This is a genomic window from Flavobacterium sp. C3NV (assembly GCF_046825355.2).
Taxonomy (GTDB): domain Bacteria; phylum Bacteroidota; class Bacteroidia; order Flavobacteriales; family Flavobacteriaceae; genus Flavobacterium.
In genome coordinates, this window is the sequence record NZ_JBKQBJ020000021.1 from 18,830 (window position 1) to 41,879 (window position 23,050).

17 protein-coding genes, 1 tRNA gene and 1 riboswitch are annotated in these 23,050 nt (G+C 33.7%); of the genes, 6 read left to right on the forward strand and 12 right to left on the reverse strand.

Annotated elements, in window-relative coordinates; all coding sequences use genetic code 11:
• Positions 1-5: 5 nt before the first annotated feature.
• Positions 6-2,177 carry a S9 family peptidase gene (locus ACIDC4_RS22600; RefSeq protein ID WP_412045302.1) on the reverse strand — a complete coding sequence of 724 codons (2,172 nt, stop codon included), beginning with the start codon at positions 2,175-2,177 and terminating at the stop codon, positions 6-8.
• A 183-nt stretch (positions 2,178-2,360) separates the two neighbouring features.
• Between ACIDC4_RS22600 and ACIDC4_RS22605 the strand changes: the two genes are divergently transcribed.
• Both ACIDC4_RS22605 and ACIDC4_RS22610 read left to right on the forward strand, forming a co-directional pair.
• Entirely contained in the window at positions 2,361-3,674 is a 1,314-nt protein-coding gene (locus ACIDC4_RS22605) for a hydroxymethylglutaryl-CoA reductase, degradative (RefSeq protein ID WP_412045301.1), read from the forward strand.
• A 121-nt stretch (positions 3,675-3,795) separates the two neighbouring features.
• On the forward strand, positions 3,796-4,716 hold the full coding sequence (locus ACIDC4_RS22610) for a GYDIA family GHMP kinase (RefSeq protein WP_412045300.1): 921 nt from the start codon (positions 3,796-3,798) through the stop codon (positions 4,714-4,716).
• A 64-nt stretch (positions 4,717-4,780) separates the two neighbouring features.
• Here ACIDC4_RS22610 and ACIDC4_RS22615 read toward each other — a convergent pair whose 3' ends face one another.
• From ACIDC4_RS22615 to ACIDC4_RS22645, 7 genes are all read right to left on the reverse strand, one after another.
• Positions 4,781-5,191, reverse strand: coding sequence for a hypothetical protein (locus ACIDC4_RS22615; protein WP_412045299.1), 411 nt, complete (start codon positions 5,189-5,191; stop codon positions 4,781-4,783).
• Between the two features lie 271 nt (positions 5,192-5,462).
• Positions 5,463-7,562: a peptidylprolyl isomerase gene (locus ACIDC4_RS22620; protein WP_412045298.1), complete on the reverse strand. Its 2,100-nt coding sequence runs from the start codon at positions 7,560-7,562 to the stop codon at positions 5,463-5,465.
• A gap of 108 nt (positions 7,563-7,670) precedes the next feature.
• A complete protein-coding gene (locus ACIDC4_RS22625; protein ID WP_412045297.1) occupies positions 7,671-8,933 on the reverse strand; it encodes a hemolysin family protein in 1,263 nt (420 codons plus the stop codon).
• Positions 8,934-8,936: 3 nt separating this feature from the next.
• Entirely contained in the window at positions 8,937-9,131 is a 195-nt protein-coding gene (locus ACIDC4_RS22630) for a hypothetical protein (protein ID WP_412045296.1), read from the reverse strand.
• A gap of 3 nt (positions 9,132-9,134) precedes the next feature.
• Positions 9,135-9,692, reverse strand: a complete 558-nt coding sequence (gene lptC / locus ACIDC4_RS22635; protein ID WP_412045295.1) for an LPS export ABC transporter periplasmic protein LptC — start codon at positions 9,690-9,692, stop codon at positions 9,135-9,137.
• Between the two features lie 50 nt (positions 9,693-9,742).
• On the reverse strand, positions 9,743-10,972 hold the full coding sequence (bamG, locus tag ACIDC4_RS22640; protein WP_412045294.1) for a BamG family beta-barrel-assembly machinery protein: 1,230 nt from the start codon (positions 10,970-10,972) through the stop codon (positions 9,743-9,745).
• A complete protein-coding gene (locus ACIDC4_RS22645; protein ID WP_412045293.1) occupies positions 10,969-11,700 on the reverse strand; it encodes a type III pantothenate kinase in 732 nt (243 codons plus the stop codon). The genes bamG and ACIDC4_RS22645 overlap by 4 nt, the downstream gene beginning before the upstream one ends.
• 104 nt (positions 11,701-11,804) lie before the next feature.
• On the opposite strand from ACIDC4_RS22645, the gene ACIDC4_RS22650 reads away from it, so the two are divergent.
• A tRNA-Phe gene (locus ACIDC4_RS22650) sits at positions 11,805-11,880 on the forward strand.
• A gap of 454 nt (positions 11,881-12,334) precedes the next feature.
• Here ACIDC4_RS22650 and ACIDC4_RS22655 read toward each other — a convergent pair.
• Positions 12,335-13,654, reverse strand: coding sequence for a DUF5074 domain-containing protein (locus ACIDC4_RS22655; RefSeq protein ID WP_412045292.1), 1,320 nt, complete (start codon positions 13,652-13,654; stop codon positions 12,335-12,337).
• A gap of 320 nt (positions 13,655-13,974) precedes the next feature.
• A riboswitch (cobalamin riboswitch) is annotated at positions 13,975-14,166 on the reverse strand.
• 242 nt (positions 14,167-14,408) lie between these two features.
• On the opposite strand from ACIDC4_RS22655, the gene ACIDC4_RS22660 reads away from it, so the two are divergent.
• On the forward strand, positions 14,409-15,905 hold the full coding sequence (locus ACIDC4_RS22660; protein WP_412045291.1) for an MFS transporter: 1,497 nt from the start codon (positions 14,409-14,411) through the stop codon (positions 15,903-15,905).
• An 11-nt stretch (positions 15,906-15,916) separates the two neighbouring features.
• Positions 15,917-16,141 carry a DUF6814 family protein gene (locus ACIDC4_RS22665; protein ID WP_412045290.1) on the forward strand — a complete coding sequence of 75 codons (225 nt, stop codon included), beginning with the start codon at positions 15,917-15,919 and terminating at the stop codon, positions 16,139-16,141.
• Between the two features lie 146 nt (positions 16,142-16,287).
• Here the strand turns inward: ACIDC4_RS22665 and ACIDC4_RS22670 are convergent, their stop codons facing one another.
• From ACIDC4_RS22670 to ACIDC4_RS22680, 3 genes are read right to left on the reverse strand one after another with little or no spacing between them, the layout of a single operon-like run.
• Entirely contained in the window at positions 16,288-17,034 is a 747-nt protein-coding gene (locus ACIDC4_RS22670) for a SusE domain-containing protein (protein ID WP_412045289.1), read from the reverse strand.
• A 10-nt stretch (positions 17,035-17,044) separates the two neighbouring features.
• Positions 17,045-18,610, reverse strand: a complete 1,566-nt coding sequence (locus ACIDC4_RS22675) for a RagB/SusD family nutrient uptake outer membrane protein (RefSeq protein WP_412045288.1) — start codon at positions 18,608-18,610, stop codon at positions 17,045-17,047.
• A gap of 15 nt (positions 18,611-18,625) precedes the next feature.
• Positions 18,626-21,697: a SusC/RagA family TonB-linked outer membrane protein gene (locus tag ACIDC4_RS22680; protein ID WP_412045287.1), complete on the reverse strand. Its 3,072-nt coding sequence runs from the start codon at positions 21,695-21,697 to the stop codon at positions 18,626-18,628.
• Positions 21,698-21,932: 235 nt separating this feature from the next.
• Here ACIDC4_RS22680 and ACIDC4_RS22685 point away from each other — a divergent pair, with 235 nt between their 5' ends.
• Positions 21,933-22,964 (forward strand): LacI family DNA-binding transcriptional regulator, encoded by a 1,032-nt coding sequence (locus ACIDC4_RS22685; RefSeq protein ID WP_230034766.1) that lies wholly within the window; start codon positions 21,933-21,935, stop codon positions 22,962-22,964.
• Positions 22,965-23,050 lie beyond the last annotated feature (86 nt).

Sequence of the window (23,050 nt, forward strand, 5' to 3'; positions counted from 1 at the left end):
TTAGATTATAAATTTTCTTTGATAAAGTTAGTCATTTTATTATAAAGCTGAATTCTCGTTGCACCGCCATAAATACCGTGGTTTTTATCCGGATATATCTGAGAATCAAATTGTTTATTGGCCTGAATTAATGCTTCCATCATCTGCATAGAATTCTGCACGTGAACGTTGTCATCACCTGACCCATGAATCAATAAAAACTTACCTTTTAATTTACTAACATGGTTTATTGGAGAGTTTTGATCGTATCCGCTAGCATTTTCCTGCGGCGTTTGCATGTATCTTTCTGTATAAACACTGTCATAAAAACGCCAGTTGGTTACCGGAGCAACTGCAATCGCCATTTTAAATACGTCATTACCCTGAAAAATACAGTTCGAAGCCATAAATCCACCGTAGCTCCATCCGAAGATTCCAATTCTTGCAGCATCAACATAAGGATAAGCTCCAATTACTTTAGCAGCATCAATCTGATCTTGCACTTCGTATTTCCCTAATTCTTTTTGAGTAACCTTTTTGAAATCAGCACCTTTAAAACCAGTTCCTCTTCCGTCAATACAAGCAACGATATAACCTTGTTGCGTAAGAGATGCGAACCAATAATCATCAGAATTATTCCAATCATTATTTACTTGCTGAGATCCCGGACCAGAATATTGGTACATGAAAACAGGATATTTTTTTGAAGGATCAAAATCTTTTGGTTTCAAAATCCAGGCATTCAATTCGTTTCCTTTAGCTGTTTTTAAAACAAAAAATTCTTTTGTTGGTAAATTATAGCTTTTCAATTTAGCAGCAAGAGCCTCATTGTTTTCGATAACCTGAATCTCTTTTCCTGTTTTAGACTCATTTAAAGTATAAGTCGTAGGCTGAGAGGCACTTGAAAAAGTATTGATAAAAAATTGAAAGTTAGGACTAAAAGTAGCTGCACTTGTTCCCACTTTTGAGGTTAAACGTACTTTACTTTTTCCGTCTAAACCAATTCTGTAGATGTCTCTGTTGATAGAACCATTTTCTGTAGATTGGTAGAAAATAGTTTTGTTTTTTTCGTCGAAACCGTAGTAAGATACTACTTCCCAGTTTCCTTTTGTAACCTGATTTTTAAGCTTTCCTGTTTTATCATACAAATAGATATGATTAAAACCGTCTTTTTCGCTTGTCCAGATAAAGCTGTTATCTTTTAAGAAAGTCAAGTTATCTGTAACATCAACATACGCTTTGTCTTTTTCATTTAGAACCACTTTTGCAACAGCTGTAGTTCCGTCAACAAACAGTAAATCAAGATTATCCTGGTGGCGGTTTAAAACCTGAGCCGACAATACATTGTTATCATTTGTCCATTGTAACCTTGCAATATAAAAGTCATTATAATTATCTAATGCTACTTTTTTAGTGCTATTTGCAGCTGCATCATATATATGTAATGAAACTACCGAATTTTTCTCTCCTGCTTTAGGATATTTGAACGTTTCTATAGTTGGATATAAATCTTTATGAAACATTGACATCGAAAATTCCGGAACCTGACTTTCATCAAAACGAATGTAGGCTAGTTTTTTACTGTCTTTACTCCAGTCAAAAGCCCGGACAAAAGCAAATTCTTCTTCATAAACCCAATCCGTAATACCATTAATGATTGCATTTTTCTTTCCATCGGTTGTAACGGCTGTAGATTTTTTTGAAGCTACATCATATACATACAGGTTATTTTCTTTTGCATAAGCAATTTTAGTTCCGTCAGGCGAAAAAGTTGGCTCCTGAACCTGAAAATCAAAAAGCTTTGTAAGTGATTTTGTCGTTATATCATATAAAAAATAATCTGCTGTAAAAGAATGACGAAAGATTTTATTTGAATTACAGGCAATTAAAATCTTTTTTTCAGAAGTATCAAAAGTATAACTGTCAATTCCTTCAGCAAGATCCTTATGATTTTTTGTATCAATTAAGTTCGATACTTTTTTTAGGGTAGCAAAGTCATACAAATCAATCTGCATACTTCTACTCGACTGGTCTACATTTAAAACTGTATATTGATCTGTGTTCTTTAGCGATTGCAACTCATCCATTCCTCTTGCACGAAATGCTCCGCTATAAATATCTTCGACAGTAATTTTTTGTTGACCAAAAACAGTAGCCACTAAAAACAAAAGTATTACAGTAATTTTACTCGTATTCATTGAGAATTATTTTAAATATAAAAAAGAGCCCAATTTTAGTAAAAAAAATGAACATAATACACATTTCAACTGTTAAATGTTAAAAAAAATAACGTTTGCGTGCTTTTCAAATTTCAAATACATTACAAACAAAACTCTTAAAATGGTATCTTTGCCGCGACATTATTATTTAAAATACTGAGAATGAACAACGCTGTTGCCGGATTTTCTAAATTATCCAAAAAAGAAAAAATAAACTGGATCGCCAATACCTATTTTTCAAGCCCTGAAGAAGCACTAAATATTATAAGAAATTACTGGAATTCAGACGAAAAGCTGCAGCAGTTGCATGACGAATTCATCGAAAACACCATTACAAACCTCTACATTCCACTTGGAGTTGCTCCTAATTTTTTAATCAACGGACAATACAAAACCATTCCTATGGCAATTGAGGAGAGTTCTGTGGTTGCAGCAGCCTCAAAAGCAGCAAAATACTGGTCTACAAGAGGAGGTTTTAAAGCAACCGTAATTGATACCGAAAAAATTGGTCAGGTTCACTTTACTTTCAACGGAGATGCCGAAAAACTTAATGCCTTTTTCGAAAATATAAAATCTAAATTTTTCTCCGACACGCAAAGCATCACCAAAAACATGCAGCAACGTGGCGGAGGAATTTTAGATATAAAACTAAAAGACAAAAGAAGTTTATTAGAAAATTACTTTCAGCTTCACGCTACTTTTGAAACAAAAGACAGTATGGGAGCTAATTTCATTAACTCTTGTCTGGAGCAATTTGCTACTACTTTAAAAGAGGAATTTCAAAATTCTGATTTATTTTCAGAAGATGAAACACTAAAAGTAGTGATGAGTATTTTGTCTAATTATGTTCCGAATTGTATCGTTAGAGCCGAAGTTTCCTGCGCTATTGAAGACTTAGCGGAAAAACATATACCGAATCCACAAGAATTTGCAGAGCGTTTTTTACAAGCGGTGCAAATTGCCGAAGTCGAACCTTTTAGAGCCGTAACCCACAACAAAGGGATCATGAACGGAGTTGATGCGGTAATTCTCGCGACCGGAAATGACTTTAGAGCTGTCGAAGCCGGAGTTCATGCCTACGCTTCAAAAAATGGTCAATATGCCAGTTTATCCCATGCTAAAATCGAAGACGGAATTTTTACTTTCTGGCTTGAAATTCCTTTAGCATTAGGAACGGTTGGCGGATTAACTTCTTTACATCCTTTGGTGAAACTGTGTTTTGATATACTCGAAAAACCATCTGCAAAAGAATTAATGCAAATTGTTGCCGTTGCAGGTTTGGCACAAAACTTTGCTGCATTGCGCTCACTAACTACAACCGGAATTCAGGAAGGCCATATGAAGATGCACTTAAACAACATCATCAACCAATTTGAAGCTACCGAAGAAGAGCGTCGTTTAATTAAATCTCATTTTAAGAAAAACGCCGTATCTCATAGCGCCGTTGTAGAATTTATCGAAACCATACGCAAATAATTACTTGCTCTGAAACTAGCTGAAGGATAAGGAGCTATTCCCGCTATCCGTTACAATCTTTTGTTTTTTAAAGAAAAAAACAAAAGGATTTTCACTACTATCGGGGCTAAAAAAATACAGAATGAAAACAACTTTTTATAGTAACGGAAAACTCCTGATTACAGGCGAATATTTAGTTTTAGATGGCGCCAGGGCTTTTGCATTACCCACAAAATTTGGACAAAATTTAATTGTAGAAAATGGCTCAAACCATGAAATTCAATGGGAAAGTTATGATTTTGACGAAAACATCTGGTATCAGGACACGATTTCATTTTCTGAAATAACAAACAAAGTCGATGCAAAAATCGAAACCGTAAAAACAACTTTACTGCAGATTTTACATGAAGCGTATCTTTTAAATCCTGGTTTCATCAATAATTCAGAAGGATATAAAATCAGCACCAACCTTACATTTCCTAAAAAATGGGGACTTGGGACTTCTTCTACTTTATTAAACAATATTGCCCAATGGACCAATATTGATGCTTTTACGCTCTTAAAAAATAGTTTTGGCGGAAGCGGTTATGACATTGCCTGCGCACAAAACGACACTCCTATTATATATCGCCTGGAGCAGAATTTACCTGTAGTAGAAACAGTCAGCTTTAATCCTGATTTTACCCAAAACATCTATTTCGTTTACCTTAATAAAAAACAAAATAGTAAAGCGGCTATTAATGCGTATTACAACAATAAAAATCAACATTTAGCGCATAACATTATCGATAATAATAAAATTACCGATGCTATTCTAAATGCAAAAACCGTAAAAGAATTTGCTCTTGCAGTAGAAAAGCATGAAATTCATATGAGTGATATTCTCGAAATACGCACTATAAAAGAAGTTGCTTTTCCGGATTTTAGCGGCGTTGTTAAGAGTCTTGGAGCCTGGGGAGGAGATTTTGTAATGGCAATTGCAAAAGAGGATCCAAAAGATTATTTTGTTTCAAAAGGATACGAAACGATTCTTACTTATGATGAAATGATATTACAGCAATAAAAAATATTTATCTGCAACCTTTATAAAAGCAAAAAAGTAAACTATTCGTTTACTTTTTTTTATTTTACGATGTCTTCTCCAGATGTCGGACTTTTTGAGTTTCCAGTTCGTTTGATTCTATCAAAGTATTGTGTAGACGTTCTGCCATTTTTTCGATACTGTTATTAATAGAATCATACACAACTTCCATTCTGCGATGTTTCTCCTCCTTTACGGCTTTCAAAACATCTTCAACAAAAGCTTTATCATATTTTTCAGCAACAGAATCACGAGTATTGGTAAGTCTGATCACATAATCGTTACTCATAATCGTAACTTTAAAATGCTGCTCTTCATTACTCAAATAATACTTACCAGCCAGCTCATCACTATTGATATCAGTACTGCTCAGTTTTAAAAGCTCATTAATTATTCCAAAAATGTGATTTTCAATTTTGGTATAAACCCTGGGTCTCTTTTTCAACAAATTAAACATAAACATTACATGTTTGATTATTAAAGTATTTATTCATTATTCTTTAATACTTTTATTTAAATTATAAAAATGGAAATTCATATGTTAAAATAAAAATTCTGAACAAATTAACTGTAATATTCTGAATATCACAAACTTTTTAAGTATTATCCTATAAAATAAGTCGTAATTTTACATAAAAAAGACTTATCCTGCTGTCCTTAAATAAAAAATCCGAAACATTCAGAGGATGTTTCGGATTTTTATATTTTAGATTTAATCTACTAAAAAACTAGTAGTTAAATTGTAATCTGTTATCTTCAATTTTAGCGTTAGCTTTTAATGCAGGTAAAATTCTGCTTGCATCAGATGCACTTTGAGCTTTTACTTTCGCTACATATTCTGCGTGATTTGCAGCAGCCGGAGCTTTTATAGTGCTAATGTTTTTCACAACATATACTCCTGTATTTCCTTCGATTGGAGCAGAAATTTTGTTTGCTGTTAATGCAAATGCATTACCAACAACTTTAGGCTCTTGTCCAACTCCACCAGGTAAAACCGGATTATCCATAGTAACATTTGCTGCTTGTTGAACTGCTACACCAGCGCTTTTAGCAATTGCCTCAATAGTAGAACCCTTCATTTTATCTTTTAGCATTTCAGCTTTTTTCTTGTTTTTCAAGATAGACTCAACGTATGGTCTTGCCACTGTTACAGATACTAAACCTGATTTGTTTTCGCTTTTGTATTGAGCAATTACGTGTCCAATATTAGCAATTTCAAAACGTTTTACATCTCCTACACTAGTTTCTTTGTCATAAGCCCATCTGATGATGTTACGTTGGTTTCCTAAAGGACCAAACGCTTCATCCATAGCTTTTGCAGTTACAGGAGGAGCTACTTTTAAACCTAACTCTTTTGCTGTAGCATTAAAATCTTTATTAGCAGCATCCATTTCGAATTTAGTTGCTAATGTAAATACTTTATCAGAAGTAGTTTCAGAAGGCTCAATTTTTTGAGCAATTGTAGCTAAACGAATTCCGTCTTGTTTATCAGTAATTTTGATAATGTGAAATCCAAAAGGAGTTTCTACCAAACCAACTTTTCCAATTCCGTTATTGAATACAAAATCATTGAATGGTTTTACCATTTGGTTTGGACCAAAATATCCTAAATCACCACCTTGTTGTGCAGATGAATCATCAGAACTTGTAAAAGCCAACATCATGAAACTATCCGGATTTGCCTGAACCTGAGCCAAAATTTCTTCTGCTTTAGCTTTAGCTTCTTCTTTAGTTCTTTTTTCTTTTTGGTTTGGAGTTTGAGATCCTTCGTAACCAATTAAAATATGACTTGCTTTTGCGTTAACACCAGCTTTAAATCCTAAAGATTTAGAAATAGCATAATATCTTCCGTAAACGTATGGTCCGTAAATTGCTCCTGCTGGTAAGCTGAATAATTTATCAGCATCAACAGCCGGTAAAGCATTTTTAGGAACATAAGTAGAATCGTAAGGAACATCAGAATTTGAGTTTACAAATTCAGCGATGTTGGTTGCACTTCTAAAACCTGGCAAAGTATCGTTTTTACCTGTTTTTGCGTTGTACTCTACTCTACCGTTTAATAAAGCAGTGATTTTAGATTTGATTTCAGCCTCATCTTCTTTTGAAGCTTTGTCTTCTACTAAAACATATTGAATTTCACGAGTTCCATCCGCTTTGAATTTTTTCTCGTTTTTCTTCATATAATCTACAATTTCTGAATCAGAAATTTTTACTTCGCTATCTTTAATTGAAGAATATAATGCAGCAGCATAAGCAAAGTTTACTTTGTTAGCTTCCATTTCATATTTCAATTTTCCTTCGCTTACAGTAGTATAAAGACCTGCTTTTACTAATGTGCTGTAGATTTGGAATTTTGCGTTTAATTCAGCATCTTTTTCTTTTTCAGAAATAAATTGTGCTGCTTCAGGATTAGCTTTAAAGTATTCTTTAAATTTAGCTACATCAAAAGCACCAGCAGCATTTAGGAACATTGGATTTTTACCAATATTTGGATCTGATTTTAAAACTTCAAGTAAGTGTTTCTCACCTACTCTTAATCCTAATTTATCAAACTGAGAAGATAATAATGCGATTGAAACTTCTTGATCCCAAACTCTGTTTGCAGCTTCAGTGGAAGTAATTCCTTGTCCACTTTTTTCAACATTACTAACTTTAACTCTAAAGTCTTCAAATGAAATATCTTTTCCATCGATGCTTCCCACATCCTTTGAACTTTGACCGAAACTCCCTCTAGTGAATAGATCTTGTATTATAAATGCAAATAATGCAAGTGCAATAACTCCTATCAATAAAGCGGAACGCTGTCTAATTTTTGCTAAAACTGCCATTTTTATTATCGTTAATTTTATATTCAGTTTGCGAAAATACAATTATCTAGTTAATAACAATACAACTAGCGTTTTATTTTCAACATTTTTTTTTATTAATTTAAAAAATCACTCTTTTATTGTCAATTTAACCAATTCAATTTTCTTGTTTGTGGCTTCTTCAATCACAAAATGATAGTTGTCAATCACTATTTCCTCGCCTTTTTGAGGGATTTCTTTTGTCGAATTAACAATAAAGCCACCTAATGTTCCGTAAGAATCTTCTTCAGGAATTGCTAATTTATAAGTTTCATTCAAATATTCAACATCTAATCGTGTAGAAAATAAATACTTGCCTTCTCCCAGCTCCTTTTCGATGAGTTCTTCTTCCTCTGAATCGTGTTCATCTTCAATTTCACCAAAAAGTTCTTCGACTATATCTTCTATCGTAATTATACCTGAAGTTCCGCCATATTCATCTAAAACAACCGCTACGTTTTTTCGTTTTTTAATCAGCAAATTCAAAGCATCTTTGATCAAAATCGTTTCAGGCACAAATTCCACCGTCATCAAAACTGATTTTATTGTTTTGGGTTTCTTAAACAAATCAAAAGAATGCACATAACCCACGATATCATCAAGAGAATTTTGACTGACCACAATTTTAGAATACCCTGTTTCTATAAATAAAGCTTTAAGATCCTCGATACTATCAAATAAATCGATGTCGACTATTTCTGTACGTGGCGTCATAATATCACGCGCTTTTACGCCCGAAAACTCTAATGCGTTCTGAAAAATCTGAATTTCCGAATCGACTTCTTCATCATCTTCAACAGAATTCATTTGCTCTGTGATATAATTTCCAAGCTCGATTTTACTAAAATACAATTGCACCTGATCGCCTTCTGTTTTGAAAAATTTTCGCAGTACAAAATCCGAAATCCAGATAAAAAAAGTAGAGATATAGTAAAATAACCTGTAAAACAAATAGGCCGGAATGGCAAAAATCTTAATTAACGAATTGGCATAAATTTGAAAAAATACCTTTGGGAAAAACTCTGCCGTTATTAAAACGACAAAAGTCGAAATTATGGTTTGAACCAATAAGCTCGTAAGATTAGAAAAATGAAATCCTAAATTGCCAATACATTTTAGAATTAAATCTCCCATAAAAAAACCATACACTACCAACGCTACATTGTTACCAATAAGCATTGCAGCGATAAATTTTGAGGGATTTTCTGTAAGTTTGGTTAGGATTTGGGATAAAAAATTATCTTGTTTTTTCTCTATTTCAAGATAAATTTTATTCGAAGAAATAAAAGCTATTTCCATTCCTGAAAAAAAGGCTGATAGTATTAAACATAGTATTATAATACTAATTTCCATTTTTTACTGTTTTTTATAATGATCATCAAATTTCTTCGCATATTTTCTCCTGAAGAAAAACATAAAAACACTCACACCTGCAATTATAAAGCTCAACCACGGATTTTCACCCGGCGAATTTAGCTTTGTAACTCCATCATAAATGAAAGCAGCTGCAATTAATAAATAAAGATATTGTGTGTATTTTAAAACGCCCATAATTTATAATTTTTCATCTGATTCAAATTCACCACTAACACGCTGCGAATTAATCACTTTAAAGTCTTTACTAAAATCGATTCCCTGACCATAAGAAATACCTTTAGCATCTGTAAGCTTAAATTTTCTTTCGGTATAAAACCATTCGTTTTTCTGATCAAAATACAGCTGCTCAGTTTCAAGCATCTGTCCTGTTTCTGAAGTAATCTTAACCTTTCCCTGCAAATCTATTATACCAGTCAATTTATATGAAACCGCATAATTTGATACTATAAAAGTACGCTTTTGTTTTTTATCATATAAAGTAACATCAATTCCTTTTGGGAATTCTGTAAATGGAAAATCCAGATTAGAATAATCCAACATTTTAGGACTTTTCAAAACACCGGTGATAAGTCCGGAATCTGTATATTTTATATTTACAGTGTCTGCATCACTTCCGGGAACAAACTCTGAGAAGTTAATTTTTTGAACTTCTTTAAAATTACTTTCGCATCCAAAAAACAGTGCCACAGTAAAAACTGTGACAACTGCTATAATATATCTTTTTGGTAAATTCATTTGCCAAATGTAGTAAATTGTATGAGCTTATAAAAACACAATTTTTATGCTTAATTGAATTTACTTTTCACGAACCATCTGTCGTTGAAAGAAAAACTCAAACTAAAGTTGAAATAATTCTCTTGTACTAAAGCTGCAGAGGTAGTTCCTCTTTTACCATATTCAATTCCAACGTTTACGTTTGAAAAAGTTCCGCCACCAATAGGAATTCCTGCTCCTAAAGACATCCCTAAATCATTAATTGACTCATTATTAACAATTAGACCTAATTTCTCATATTTCAAACCAGCTCTATAGGTAATCCTGCTTAAGTAACTGGTAAAAGAAGCATAGTTAGGAATAAAATATCCACCCACTGCATATTTTTGATACTTTTCGTAACGTACATTAGGAGCCGCATTGTAATAATTAGCAAGTTCTCCGTTACCCTGAAAAGCAAGTGTTGTACCTACCAACCATTTTCTTGCCTGTCCAATACCGGCACCAATTGTAATTTTATTTGGTAGTTTTAATTCATTTTCTTGCGAAGGAACCTGATAAGGATCAGGATCACCGTCTACTGCAATAACTCTTGTACTATTAGAATTTAGAGTACTTGCAAAAGTGTAAGCTAAACTTGTAAATACGCTTAATTTTTTATTGATTTTTGTTTGATACATGGTACCAATATTAAAACTAACACCTGACAATTCAGAAGCATTAGTTTCTCTTGTACCATTTTGAACTCCTGTAGCAAGCTCTATAGTTGTAGTTGTGATTTTACCAAAATTATATTGCACATCACCTCCAATATTCCACTTAGGTGTAATTTTATATCCTAAACCAAGAAAAACTTTATTCACACCACCTTTTCCCTGAAGTTGTGAACTTGTTCCGTCTGGTATAGCAGTCTGATCATTTAAGATTCTATAATCAACAGAAGTTACAGGAACCAAACCAAAAGCTGCACCAAATTTCCCCATAGGAATTCCTAATGCCAAATAATCGAAAGTAGATCTTTGTGATTTTGCAGATTCTTCTGTCGTTTTTAGTTTTGCACTTGCAAAAGTCCCCCCAACTGTAAAAGTAGTTTGTCTCAAACTGGCATAACTTGCCGGATTTTCAATATTCAAATGGATACTATCCTGCTCTACAGAAACTCCTGCCATAGACCTATTTTCAAGAGTTCCTTTAAATCTAACATCCCCAATTCCGAAGAAAGAATAAGGAGACGCACCCTGTTGAGCAAATGAAACGAACGAGATAAGCAAACAAGCGCTTACTATAATTTTTTTAATCATTGTCGATTTTTATATTGAAATGTTTGATTCAAACTTTCTAAAAGGAAATTTGAATTGGCAAATATGGTATTTTTTAATCGTTTAGCCAAAAAAACTGCATCTCCTCCCGTTAAAATTATTATAAAATTTGAAAAGTTTGCCCGATATTCATCGATAAAACCATCAATCTCATAGACGAACCCATTTGCAACTCCCGAATGAATGGCCTGTTTTGTTGAGTTTCCTATATAGTTTTCAGGCGTTTCAAAAGTCAGTAAAGGCAACTTGGCCGTGTAGTTATGTAATGCCTCATAACGCAATCGTAAGCCTGGAGAAATTGCTCCCCCCAAATAATTGTCGTTTTCGTCGATAAAATCGTAGGTAATACAAGTTCCCGCATCGATTACCAACCTGTTTTGTTTAGGAAACTGCAAAGTAGCTCCGGAAGCCAAAATCATCCTGTCGATTCCTAACGTTTTTGGAGTCGCATATTTATTTACGAAAGGAAAAGCATCTTCATGAGTAAAAAAATGAACATTTAATTCTTTTTCGAAAGCCAAAAAAGATTCTTTTTCTATTTTTCCGACCGATGCAACGACCAAATCGGAGCAGTCTGAAAATTTTTTTAAAATTTTTTTAATTTTTTCTTCAAGCTCATTTTTCTCAAAAACAAAATTTTCAAGAACAGTACTCTCCTCAAAAACAGCAGCTTTAATTCGAGTATTACCAACATCAATTGTTAAAATCATATTTATTTCTTTACCATTGCGAAGATACGAATTGATTTTTTTAAAAAAATGTTTTGGATAAACGAAAAATGATTCTATCTTTGCACCCGCATTGAGCACAAAACGGTACCTTAGCTCAGATGGTAGAGCAATGGACTGAAAATCCATGTGTCCCTGGTTCGATCCCTGGAGGTACCACCACAACCCGAATAGCAATATTCGGGTTTTTTGTTTTTAACACTTTCCTGACTTTACCGCTATTTTTTTTTACCGCAAAGATCACTAAGATTTTCACCTAACGTTATGTTGAGAAAACACAAAGTTCGCAAAGCTTTACGATAAAAAGTTTTGCGAACTTTGTGTTTTTTTTTAGTTTTTGATTGCGCCAAAAAGCCTATTGAATCTTACCAATATTGTGTCCCAACGGTCAAAACCGTTGGCTATGTTTATATTGTACTAAAAAAATTCCAGCATTAATATATACTCTACACGCTGTTGCATTTCAAATACAGCCCGTGGTTTCAACCACGGGACACGTTATAATACACAAAAAAAGGTTCACAAAGCTTTATAATAAAACTTTGCGAACCTTTGCGTAAATCTTAGCGTTCCTTGCGGTTAAATTTTTTCGCAGTTAAATCACCTTCAAAAAAAATTATTGATGAAATACAGAAACCGCCGGGAAATAATATCCCGAATAATTTACCGAAGCTGTTTTAACTCCTGAATCAGCATTAAATAAATAAAGATTATTAATAGAGAAATTCACCCCAAAACCTTCATTTAATGTATTTAGAACCAAAGTATTTTTCTTTCGATCATAACCAATTCCTGCACCATATAAGATATTCGAATTTGTTAATGTAATAAAAGGTGCCGTCAAGGACTCCGGAGTTCCAGTGTATTTGTAAACTTCTTTACCACCGCTAAAACTTCCGTTTTTAGCAATAAAAATATCATTTTTAGCCGCTGTAATAGATCCCGGATGCCATGCTCCCCAACTTCCGTAAGCCTGAAAACCTAATGGAATTTCTTTTACTTCAAGAGTATTTGAATCTATACTAATAAGGTTTTTACCTCCTGCTGCCCATACTTTTTTATCATCGGTTACAGCAAATCCTAAAACCATACCCGGAATAGTTTTTTCGATGGCCAATGTCGAAGCATTAATAACAATCACTCCTTTTGAAGCAGACAATGCAAAAACATACCCGTTAGACTTCACGATATCTCCTACCTGACCGGTAATACCATCAATTTGTCCGCTCACTTCCATCGTATTAAGATTAAGCTTAAATATCCCTTTACTCGACGTCAAAAGAGCCTGATTTTCATCAAGACCAACCACAGCGCGCCAGTCGTTTCCACCTTTAGCCGCAATTCTTTTTTCTTCTTTAAGCGAATAAGCATCAGCAACTACCACTGGTCCGCCAACTTTAGAAACTAAAAATAGTTTTTTATTAATGATCGTTCCAAATTCTAATGTAGACGATGTCGGTTTTAAATCCTTATCCGGATTTACTTTTACAAAAACACTGTCTTCTACCGCTTTTGTATCATATCTGTAAAACCCTACCGTTCCCGTTCCGTGACCAAACCATCCTTCGTTGATCATAAAAAAACCGTTTTCATAAGCTCCCCATGCATGAATATCATAAGTAAGAGCTACGTTTCCGCCATCATTTTTGGCCGTCATTGTAATTTTAAAATCTCCTCTTGTTTCTGGTTTAAAGATATAAGTAGAATCAGATCCTACTACTTTTCCGTCTACGGCCCATTCAAAAGAAACATTCTTTCTATCTGCTAATTTCGAGCTTAATTGTAGCGTTTTTCCAATGGTCAAAGTATCTTTTAGTTGCTGTTCGCCTTTTATTACAGGCGGCGCTGTAAAATCATCATCATTATTACACGAAACTGTCAGCAGCATCAAAGAGGCGATTGCAATTAATGGTTTGGAAAAAAATTGGTTTTTCATTATTAAATATTTAAAAAATTATATTACTTAAATCTTTAAATCGAAATACAATTTACCCTTTCAAAAGTTATATAAATAAACTTTTGTAAAAGCAACATCTTGTACAACAATACGTTTTAATGATTTTTTTTTAATGAAGAAAAAGAATGAATCGCGTAGAAAAACATCTTGAAAGAAATTGTTTTGACGATATCATATTTGCAGAAAAAAAATCTCATAAACTCTATTTTTGGCTTACGAGAATAGAATAATTAAACCATACATGATCACACAAAGTGAAATGTATTGTTCTTAATTCAAGCTTCAATCCCCGAAAGCTATTTATTACTATAAAAATGGCAGGTCTTCTGACTTGCTCCCTACACCCAGCCTTCCCTTTCAAAATGAAAAGTGACGTATTAAAGGGTTTCAGTTAATGAGCTTACAGCTGCGGGACAGTTTTGGATTTACACCAAATTCCCTTTTAATGTCAATATTGTATCAATATGACAACCATTTTCTGTTCTAAAATTTGAGCTGCAAAACTAGTGTTTTCTTTCGTAATAAAGCAAGAGTTCTTTATTTTAAAGGCCTTGAGCATTTGTTGCAAACTATAACTTATTCAATTTATAAAGCTTTGATTTACTGAATAAATGTTAAATCAACAAATAAACACTATTTGTTAAAAAAGTATCAATTAAATAAAAAATTATCTTTTATATTCGTTAAAAAATATTTAATAATTTTAATTATTACCAAGTATACAAATTAGTTTATGAGTAAAACTTCTACAAAAGGCATCTGGAAAGTAATTTCAGCCTCATCAATGGGTACTATGATCGAATGGTACGATTTCTATATTTTTGGGAGTTTGGCGGTTGTAATTTCAACTAAATTTTTCCCTAGCGATAATCCAACCGCGGCTTTTTTATCGACTTTAGCCACTTTTGCTGCCGGATTTGTTGTGAGACCTTTTGGCGCTTTGTTCTTTGGAAGACTCGGAGATATTATTGGCCGAAAATATACTTTTATGGCTACCTTATTATTAATGGGAGGCTCTACTTTTTTAATAGGCTGTATTCCTAGTTATGAAACGATTGGTTTTATGGCTCCTTTATTAGTATTGATTCTGCGTTTATTACAAGGATTAGCGCTTGGTGGAGAATACGGCGGGGCAGCAACTTATGTTGCAGAGCATGCTCCTGTTGGACAAAAAGGATATTGGACGTCATGGATTCAGACTACAGCTACGGTTGGTTTATTCATTTCGTTAATGGTTATTCTGGCCACCAAAAATGTACTTTCTCCTGAAGATTTTGATTCCTGGGGATGGCGTGTACCATTTTGGGTTTCGATTGTTATGGTGGGTGTTTCTTATTTAATTCGTAAAAACATGGACGAATCTCCGGTTTTTGCCAAAGCTAAAAAAGAAGGTACAACAAGTACAAATCCTCTAAAAGAAAGTTTCGGAAACCGATACAACCTTAAATTTGTGTTACTCGCTTTATTTGGAGCCACAATGGGGCAAGGTGTTGTTTGGTACACCGGTCAGTTTTATGCCATGAGTTTCATGAAAACCGTAATGAATATCGATTCTTCGCAAGTCGATGGATTACTAGGTATTGCATTATTATTAGGTACTCCGTTTTTTATTTTCTTTGGATGGCTGAGTGATAAAATAGGACGAAAATATATCATGATGGGCGGAATGCTTCTTGCCATTTTGTTCTACAGGCCTATTTATAAAATGATGTACAATACCACAGATGTAAGCTACAAAACTGAACTTACTCAGGCCACAAAAGAAACAATCGAGGTCAATAAAGACAACGATTCTATCTATACCACACATAAAAAATATTCAGACGGAACTTCTTTCTTAGAGAAAAAGACGCATTTTTCAGGCAAAAAAGATGCTCAGATTACCACTTCGATTACTATCAATTCAAGCGATGAGTGGACTTTAATTTTCTTAGTTTTCATTCAGGTTTTATTTGTTACGATGGTATACGGACCTATTGCGGCATTTTTGGTCGAAATGTTTCCAACAAAAATCAGATACACTTCAATGTCTCTGCCTTATCATGTTGGTAATGGGATTTTTGGAGGTTTGCTTCCTGCTATTTCAACCTATTTTGTAACGCATTCTAAAGCAGCCGGAAAAGCGGAATTTTATCTCGACGGACTTTGGTACCCTATTATTATAGCTTCAGTCTGTTTTGTAATTGGAATGATTTATATCGATAATAAAAATAAAACTAATCACCTTTAATATTATAAACTATGAATGCGATCAAACAAATTTTAGGTGTTTTGTGGATTATCCTTGCAGTTGCAGCGGCCTATTTTTGCATATTCGAATTTGGCTTACCCAAACTCCTGTCAGACCAACAGGATGATTTAGTATTTGGAATCATTATCCTTTTTATTCTTACTCCTCTCATTGTGTTAGGATTGGGAACTTTTGGCTATTTTGCCGTAATTGGAGAATACAACAAAGAGAAATAATACTACGATTAATGAGAAAAGGGCTGTCTATATTACATAGAACAGCCCTTTTGCATTACTAACCAAACCAAAATCTTTACTTAGCAAGTATATTTTAAAAAGGGCCATCTCAAAGAGATAGCCCTTTTTTTAATTATCAGAAAACATTAGTTTTTTGTAATCGTGTATTTTTTTCCAATAAAATCAACAATGATTGTATAATCTCCTGCAACAGTAACTGGAATATTAGCACCTCCGGCTTCTAATGATAAATTATTACCATCATCACCATAGTTAGTATCCCATTTATCGTCAAGTCTGAATTTGTACTCCCCAACTACCAGTGGTCCTGTATAGGAGTATGTTTTAGTTGCTAAATCATACTCTAGATTAGTATCCGGATCATTCCATCCATTAGGCGTTGCAGAACCAATCATTCCCCAATTGTCCCAGGCAGAATAAGAAGTAACAGCTATTTTGATCACATTTGAATACTGAACAATACCTCTTGCCCCAACATATGACTTAATACGAATATCAGCATCTTGAGATTCAAAAGCCGTTAATCCGGCATTAAGCGCTGCTGCATTAAGTTCTCCACTTGTTACCGCTACCTTATTTGTTGTTGTTACAGAAACTACAACTACATCTTTAAAGTCTGTTCCTGATTTTGCCATTTGAAGTTCATAACTTATAGCCATTGGAGCACCTCCATATTGCGCAGCATCCCATGTAAAGGTCGCAACTACTTCATTAGGTGTTAGTTTATCAAGAACAAAAACTGATCCTTCGGCAGGAATTGCCAGTACAGCTGCTTTTGATGGCGTAACTACAGTAAGATCATCATCTGAATCACAAGCTGTAGCTGATATAAATAACAGTGCAAATACACTTAGTTTTAATATATTTTTCATATTTCTCGTATTAAGATGAATAACCTGGATTTTGAGTTAACTGTGAATTCGCCTGTAACGCACTTGTAGGGATTGGGTACAAGTTGTAAGTTTCAGGAATTGCAACTCCATCTTTTACTCCACCTTTCCATGGCCATAAGTAAGATCCTCCAGTGAATTTTCCAAATCGAATTAAATCTTGTCTTCTGTGTCCTTCAAGGTTCAATTCTCTACCTCTTTCTTTCAAAATGAAATCAAGGTTTAATTCTCCTGCATTTATTTCTCCTGCATGTGATCTTGTTCTCACTTTATTCACATATTCTAAAGCTAATCCTGCAGAACCTCCACTTGCTCCTCTTACAACACACTCAGCATACATTAAGTAAGCATCAGACAATCTGAACAAAGGAAAATCTGTGTTCGCAAAACTTGTTGCATTTGTAGTTCCTACAAAGTTTTTGTTTGTAAATTTTACACTAGGATAACCGTCTGTCCATTTTTTATAATCATTCATTTCATACGAATGTCCTGTTGTAAAGAATAATTTTGCTCTGTCATCCGGAGAATCAACAAGATTTCCATTATTAAACAGTCCGTACCAGGCTTTTGTAGCCCTATGACCACTCCAACCATCAGTTGCACCATAATTATTAGGATTCATTGTTTCTGTACTTAAATTTCCATTGATGATATAAGTTGTGTTACCATAACCCTGGCTTACCACAGCATCTGCAATTAAAGTATAGATAATTTCCGGTGAAGTATTGTTGTCTCCTGAAAACACACTTGCAAAACTTGGAGCAAGAGTATAACCGCCTTCATCAATTACTTTTTTAGAATACAATAAAGCATCATCATATCTTTGAGTTCCTGTATACACTTCTGCATTTAGGTATAATTTTGCCAAAAGCATTCTTACTACATTTTTATCTGCTTTACCGTAAGATTTTGTTGCTGTAATAGTACCTTCAACTTCTTTCAATTCAGACTCTATAAAAGCAAAAAGTTCTTTTCTTGTTGATTCCTTTTTTGGAGTAGAAGTATTAATATCATCTTCAGTCGTAATAGCTCCTTTACCAAAACAATCTGTAATGTAATAATAAGATAAGGCTCTTAAAAAACGCAATTCAGCAATATGGTTTTCTCTGTCCGGAATATTCGCTTTAGATGTTTTTAAAATTTTAATTAAATTACTTGACTGAGAAATAGTATAATAAGCCCTGTCGAATAAGTATCTAAAGAATTTATTATTCCCATTCCACCCAGTTGTTGTTGTTAACTGATCTAAACCATCATCTCCCCAACGGTTTTTCATACCATCTGCAGAGAAATCCTGTAAGTTGATAATACTTCTTAAAAAAGCAGCTTCTCCATTATCTTTTGTAGTAATATCTGAAGAATCTGGGCCATCAGGACCTGAAAGAGCAAAAGTTCCGTAAATTTTAGAAACTAAACCGTCTACAGCATTTGGATCCTGCTCTAAAAGCTTATCCAATGTCAATTCTACTTTTGGTTCTGTATTTAAGTCATCTACACAAGCAGTGAATAAGAATAGAACAAAAGCAGCTCCTATAATCTTAAATTTAAATTGATTCATCTTTATATTTTTTTATTAAAAGTCTAAATTCAGACCAAAACTGAAAGTTCTTGATCTTGGATAGAAATTATTATCAATTGCATTGAAATTCTCCGGATCAACCCCTGTATAATTAGTTACAATAAATACATTATTAGCTGAAGCATACAATCTTAAAACAGCACCTTTAATTGCTTTGTCAAAATTATACCCAAGAGTTATGTTCTGGCAACGTAAAAAGCTTGCATCTTCTAAGTAATAATCAGAAAATGGAACGTTTCCGTTTATAGTTTGAAAATCAAATTCAGTATTCAAAACATTCGTTAAACTAGTTGAATTTGCAGGCAATGCCTTATCAATAAATCCAGACTGAAGTTTTCTTGCATTGTACACTTTTCCTCCTATCTGACCATTGAAAGTCGTTGATAAATCAAACTGTTTGTACGAAGCTGTTAATCCTAAACCATAGGTCCAGTTTGGTCTTAAAGCCACATAATATCTATCGCTATCATTGATAACACCATCTCCGTTTTTATCAACAAAAGCATTTTCTACCGGTCTGTTGTTTGAATCATAAACTTGTTGAAATACCCAAGCCGAATAAGGTTGCTGACCAACTGTATTGTAAGCAATCTTTTGTCCTGTTCCTACCGGAATACCTGATGCATTATCAACGTTTGTAGTTCTGTTATTCAAATCTGTAATTTCACCAATATTATAAGCAATGTTTCCGTTTAGAGATAAATTGAAATCCTCACTATTGATCACTTTAACATTTAAGTTTCCTTCGACACCTTTATTTTTCATGCTTCCTACATTAGCAACAAACTCATTTGTTAAAGCTTGTCCTGGAGCCGCTGAAACTACAGAAAGTAAATCTTTTGTATATTTTTGGTAAGCATCGATACTACCGGTAACAATACTTTTTTCAAAAAGATCAAAATCAATTCCTACGTTATAAGTCGTTGTCTTTTCCCATGTTAAATTCTCGTTATAAGGTTTAGCAGAATAACCATTTACTCCAGGAATATAAGTACTTGAGGTACTAGTTGGCGCAAATAACGCACTGTAAGGATAAGATCCCGCAACACCCGTTATATCCTGTTGTCCTGTAATACCGTAACCTAATCTTAATTTTAAGTCTTTAAAAGTCTTAGAATCTTTTAAGAATGATTCGTCTTTCATTCTCCATGCCACACCCGCTGCTGGGAAATAACCCCATCTTTTATCCTCTTTAAACAAAGACGATCCATCTGCTCTTAAAGTAAACGTAAATAAATATTTGTCTACTAAATCAAAATTAGCTCTTCCAAAAAACGATTGTAAGTTTCTCTCGTTATAATATCTGTTATTAGCATTATTTGCCGGGTTTGGAGTTAACTCTCTTAAACCATTTACGGTACTATATCTATAATTTTCCTTAGTTCCGTCAGTTTTAAAGTTTTGATAAGAATAACCAGCCTGAGCATCAACTCTGGTTACAAATCCTGTCAAACTTTTGTTATATACAAAATAAGCATCTAATGTTTTATTCGTAACAGTTTGATCTTCGGCATAATTTAAACCTGGATTAAACACATAAGTTGGAGGAGTTGTCGCTGCAGAATTATCTATCTTATATGTCTGAAGAGCATTATCTGTATATGACTCTCTAATTTTTGATTTAGATGCTTCGATACCACCATTCACAACAGCTCTTAAAGATTCCAAAAATGGCATTTTATAATCTAATTCAATGTTTCCTAATAATTTCTGAACTTCCTCAGGACGAGATCTCTGATTCAAAATTGCTAACGGATTTTGTGCTCCATTGATAGATTTATTAGTATTAAGCAACTGATAATATCCGCCAAATATATTATTTGGTGAATTAGGATCTGCATATGCCGGTTTAGTAGGATCCATTCCTAAAGCACTACCAATAACAGCATCAGCATCTATAGCATTCTTTTTAACAGAAATACCTTTAGCATTCACATCAATTTTCAAATGATTATCTAATAAAACCGGTGAAAGTTTGATAGATCCTGTATATCTTTCAAGATCATTTGTTCTTACAACACCTTCATTTTTAGCATAACCAACAGAAGCTCTAAATGGAATTTTACCAAATAAGTTTGCTCTTGCACTAAAGTTATTGTCACTAGAGAAAGAGGTTCTGTAAATTAAATCCTGCCAGTCTGTATTATACAACTTTCTTCCTTCGATTTGAGGAGTTGCCGGATTATCAAGCGCACCACTACCATCAGGTACACCTAATAAATTGGTGTAATCAGGATGATACTTTTGCATAAAAGAAGTAAATTGAGTTCCAGTCATCATATCAACAGGATTATTTACCTTACCAATAGTTATATTAGACGAGAAAGTAAATTTTGGAGCACCACTAACACCTTTTTTAGTCGTAACAATGATCACACCATTTGATGCTCTTGAACCATAAATAGCAGTAGCTGATGCATCTTTTAAAATCGTAAACGAATCAATATCGTTAGGGTTTATCAATGTTAATGGATTAGAAATTCCTGCCGGATTGGTATTATCAATTGGCACACCATCAATAATAATCAACGGATTGTTATTTCCTGATAATGAACTTCCACCTCTAATTCTAATATTTGGGTTTGCATCTGGCATACCACCATCTGTAGTAATTCTAACTCCAGAAGCTCTACCTACAAGCAGCTGATCTGCAGAACCAACCGGTCCTTTATTAAGCTGATTGGCAGATAAAACCGTTACCGCACCTGTAGCATCTTTTTTCTTAACAGTACCGTAACCTACTTGCACCACAACTTCTTTAAGCTGATTGGTATCTTCTTCTAAAGAAATCGATATAGTTTTTTGACCATTAAAAACTACAGTTGACGTTTTGTATCCAATAAATGAAACCAAAATTTTGTCTCCATTTTTTAAATTAGATAACTGAAATTTACCGTCAAAATCTGTTGATGATCCGCCTGGAGCACCCTGTACATTTACGTTTACTCCCGGGATTGGTTGCCCCGTTGCCAGATCGGCAACTGTTCCTGTTAAGGTACTTTGAGCTAGTACACTAAACGGTAACAGTAGGAATAAAAATAACAACTTTTTGTAAATTGTTTTCATACTTTTTGTTTAAATTAGTTTGAGTTTTTGAATGTTAGTTAAGTTTTTAATTTTACTTCGAATTTCAAAATTATGAATTTATTAACGTGCTCGACCAGAGACAATTTATATTGAGTTACGAAAACGTGATAGTGTTGAAAACTTTCTATTTTTTGTAATCTTTTCAGTCAAAAAATGACAAATCAAAAAATAAAAGATACCTTTATTAATAATTAGATTTTTTTCAACAAATACCATGAAACGTAAAATCACCTTAAAACAGATTGCAAAGGAACTTGATGTTTCTATTTCAACTGTCTCAAAATCACTCAGAAACAGCTTAGAAATAGGAGAAGAAACGCGTCTTAAAGTTCAGGCTTTTGCAAAGTTTTACAACTATAAACCCAACAACATTGCCCTTAGTCTAAAAAACCGAAAAACCAAAAGTATTGGTATTATCATTCCGGAAATTGTACATTATTTTTTCTCTACCGTAATCAACGGAATAGAGCAGGTTGCAAACGAAAATGGATACAGTGTTGTCATTTGTTTATCTGATGATTCTTTCGATAAAGAAGTCCTAAACATGGAAATGTTAGCCAACGGAAGTATCGATGGTTTTATCATGTCTCTTTCTAAAGAAACCCAATACAAAGGTGATTTTCACCATATTACCGAAGTGATCAATCAGGGAATGCCGGTTGTAATGTTCGACCGCGTTACCAATGATATTTTATGTGATAAAGTAATTATTGATGATAAAGCTGCCGCTTATGAAGCCGTTCAAAGTTTGATTGATAATGGCCGAAAAAAGATTGCGCTTGTTACTACTGTCGACTATGTAAGTGTTGGAAAACTAAGAACCGATGGTTACGAAAAAGCACTTCTGGACAACGGATTACCATTCAACGAAGATTTGATCATTAAAATTGAAGATGTAGATACTTGCGAAATTACCATTAGCCAGCTTTTACACGACAGAGCTTTTGATGCTGTTTTTGCTGTAAACGAGCTTTTTGCCGTAACCATTATCAAAACAGCCAATAAAATGGGACTTAAAGTTCCTGAAGATCTTGCGGTAATTGCTTTTACTGACGGAATTATTTCTAAATATTCTACCCCAACCATTACTACGGTAAGCCAGAGTGGTGAGAAAATGGGCAATAAAGCAGCTAAAATGCTGATCGAAAGACTCGAAGCTGAGCATGATGACGACGATGAAGAAAACGAAAATTACACTACAGAAGTTATAGAAACACATCTGATAGAAAGAGAATCTACTGACTAATTTTCTTAAAATCAATACATTCTAAAGCCATAAATGTTATTTATGGTTTTTTTATGATTTGAATTAAAAAAATAATTTATACTTTT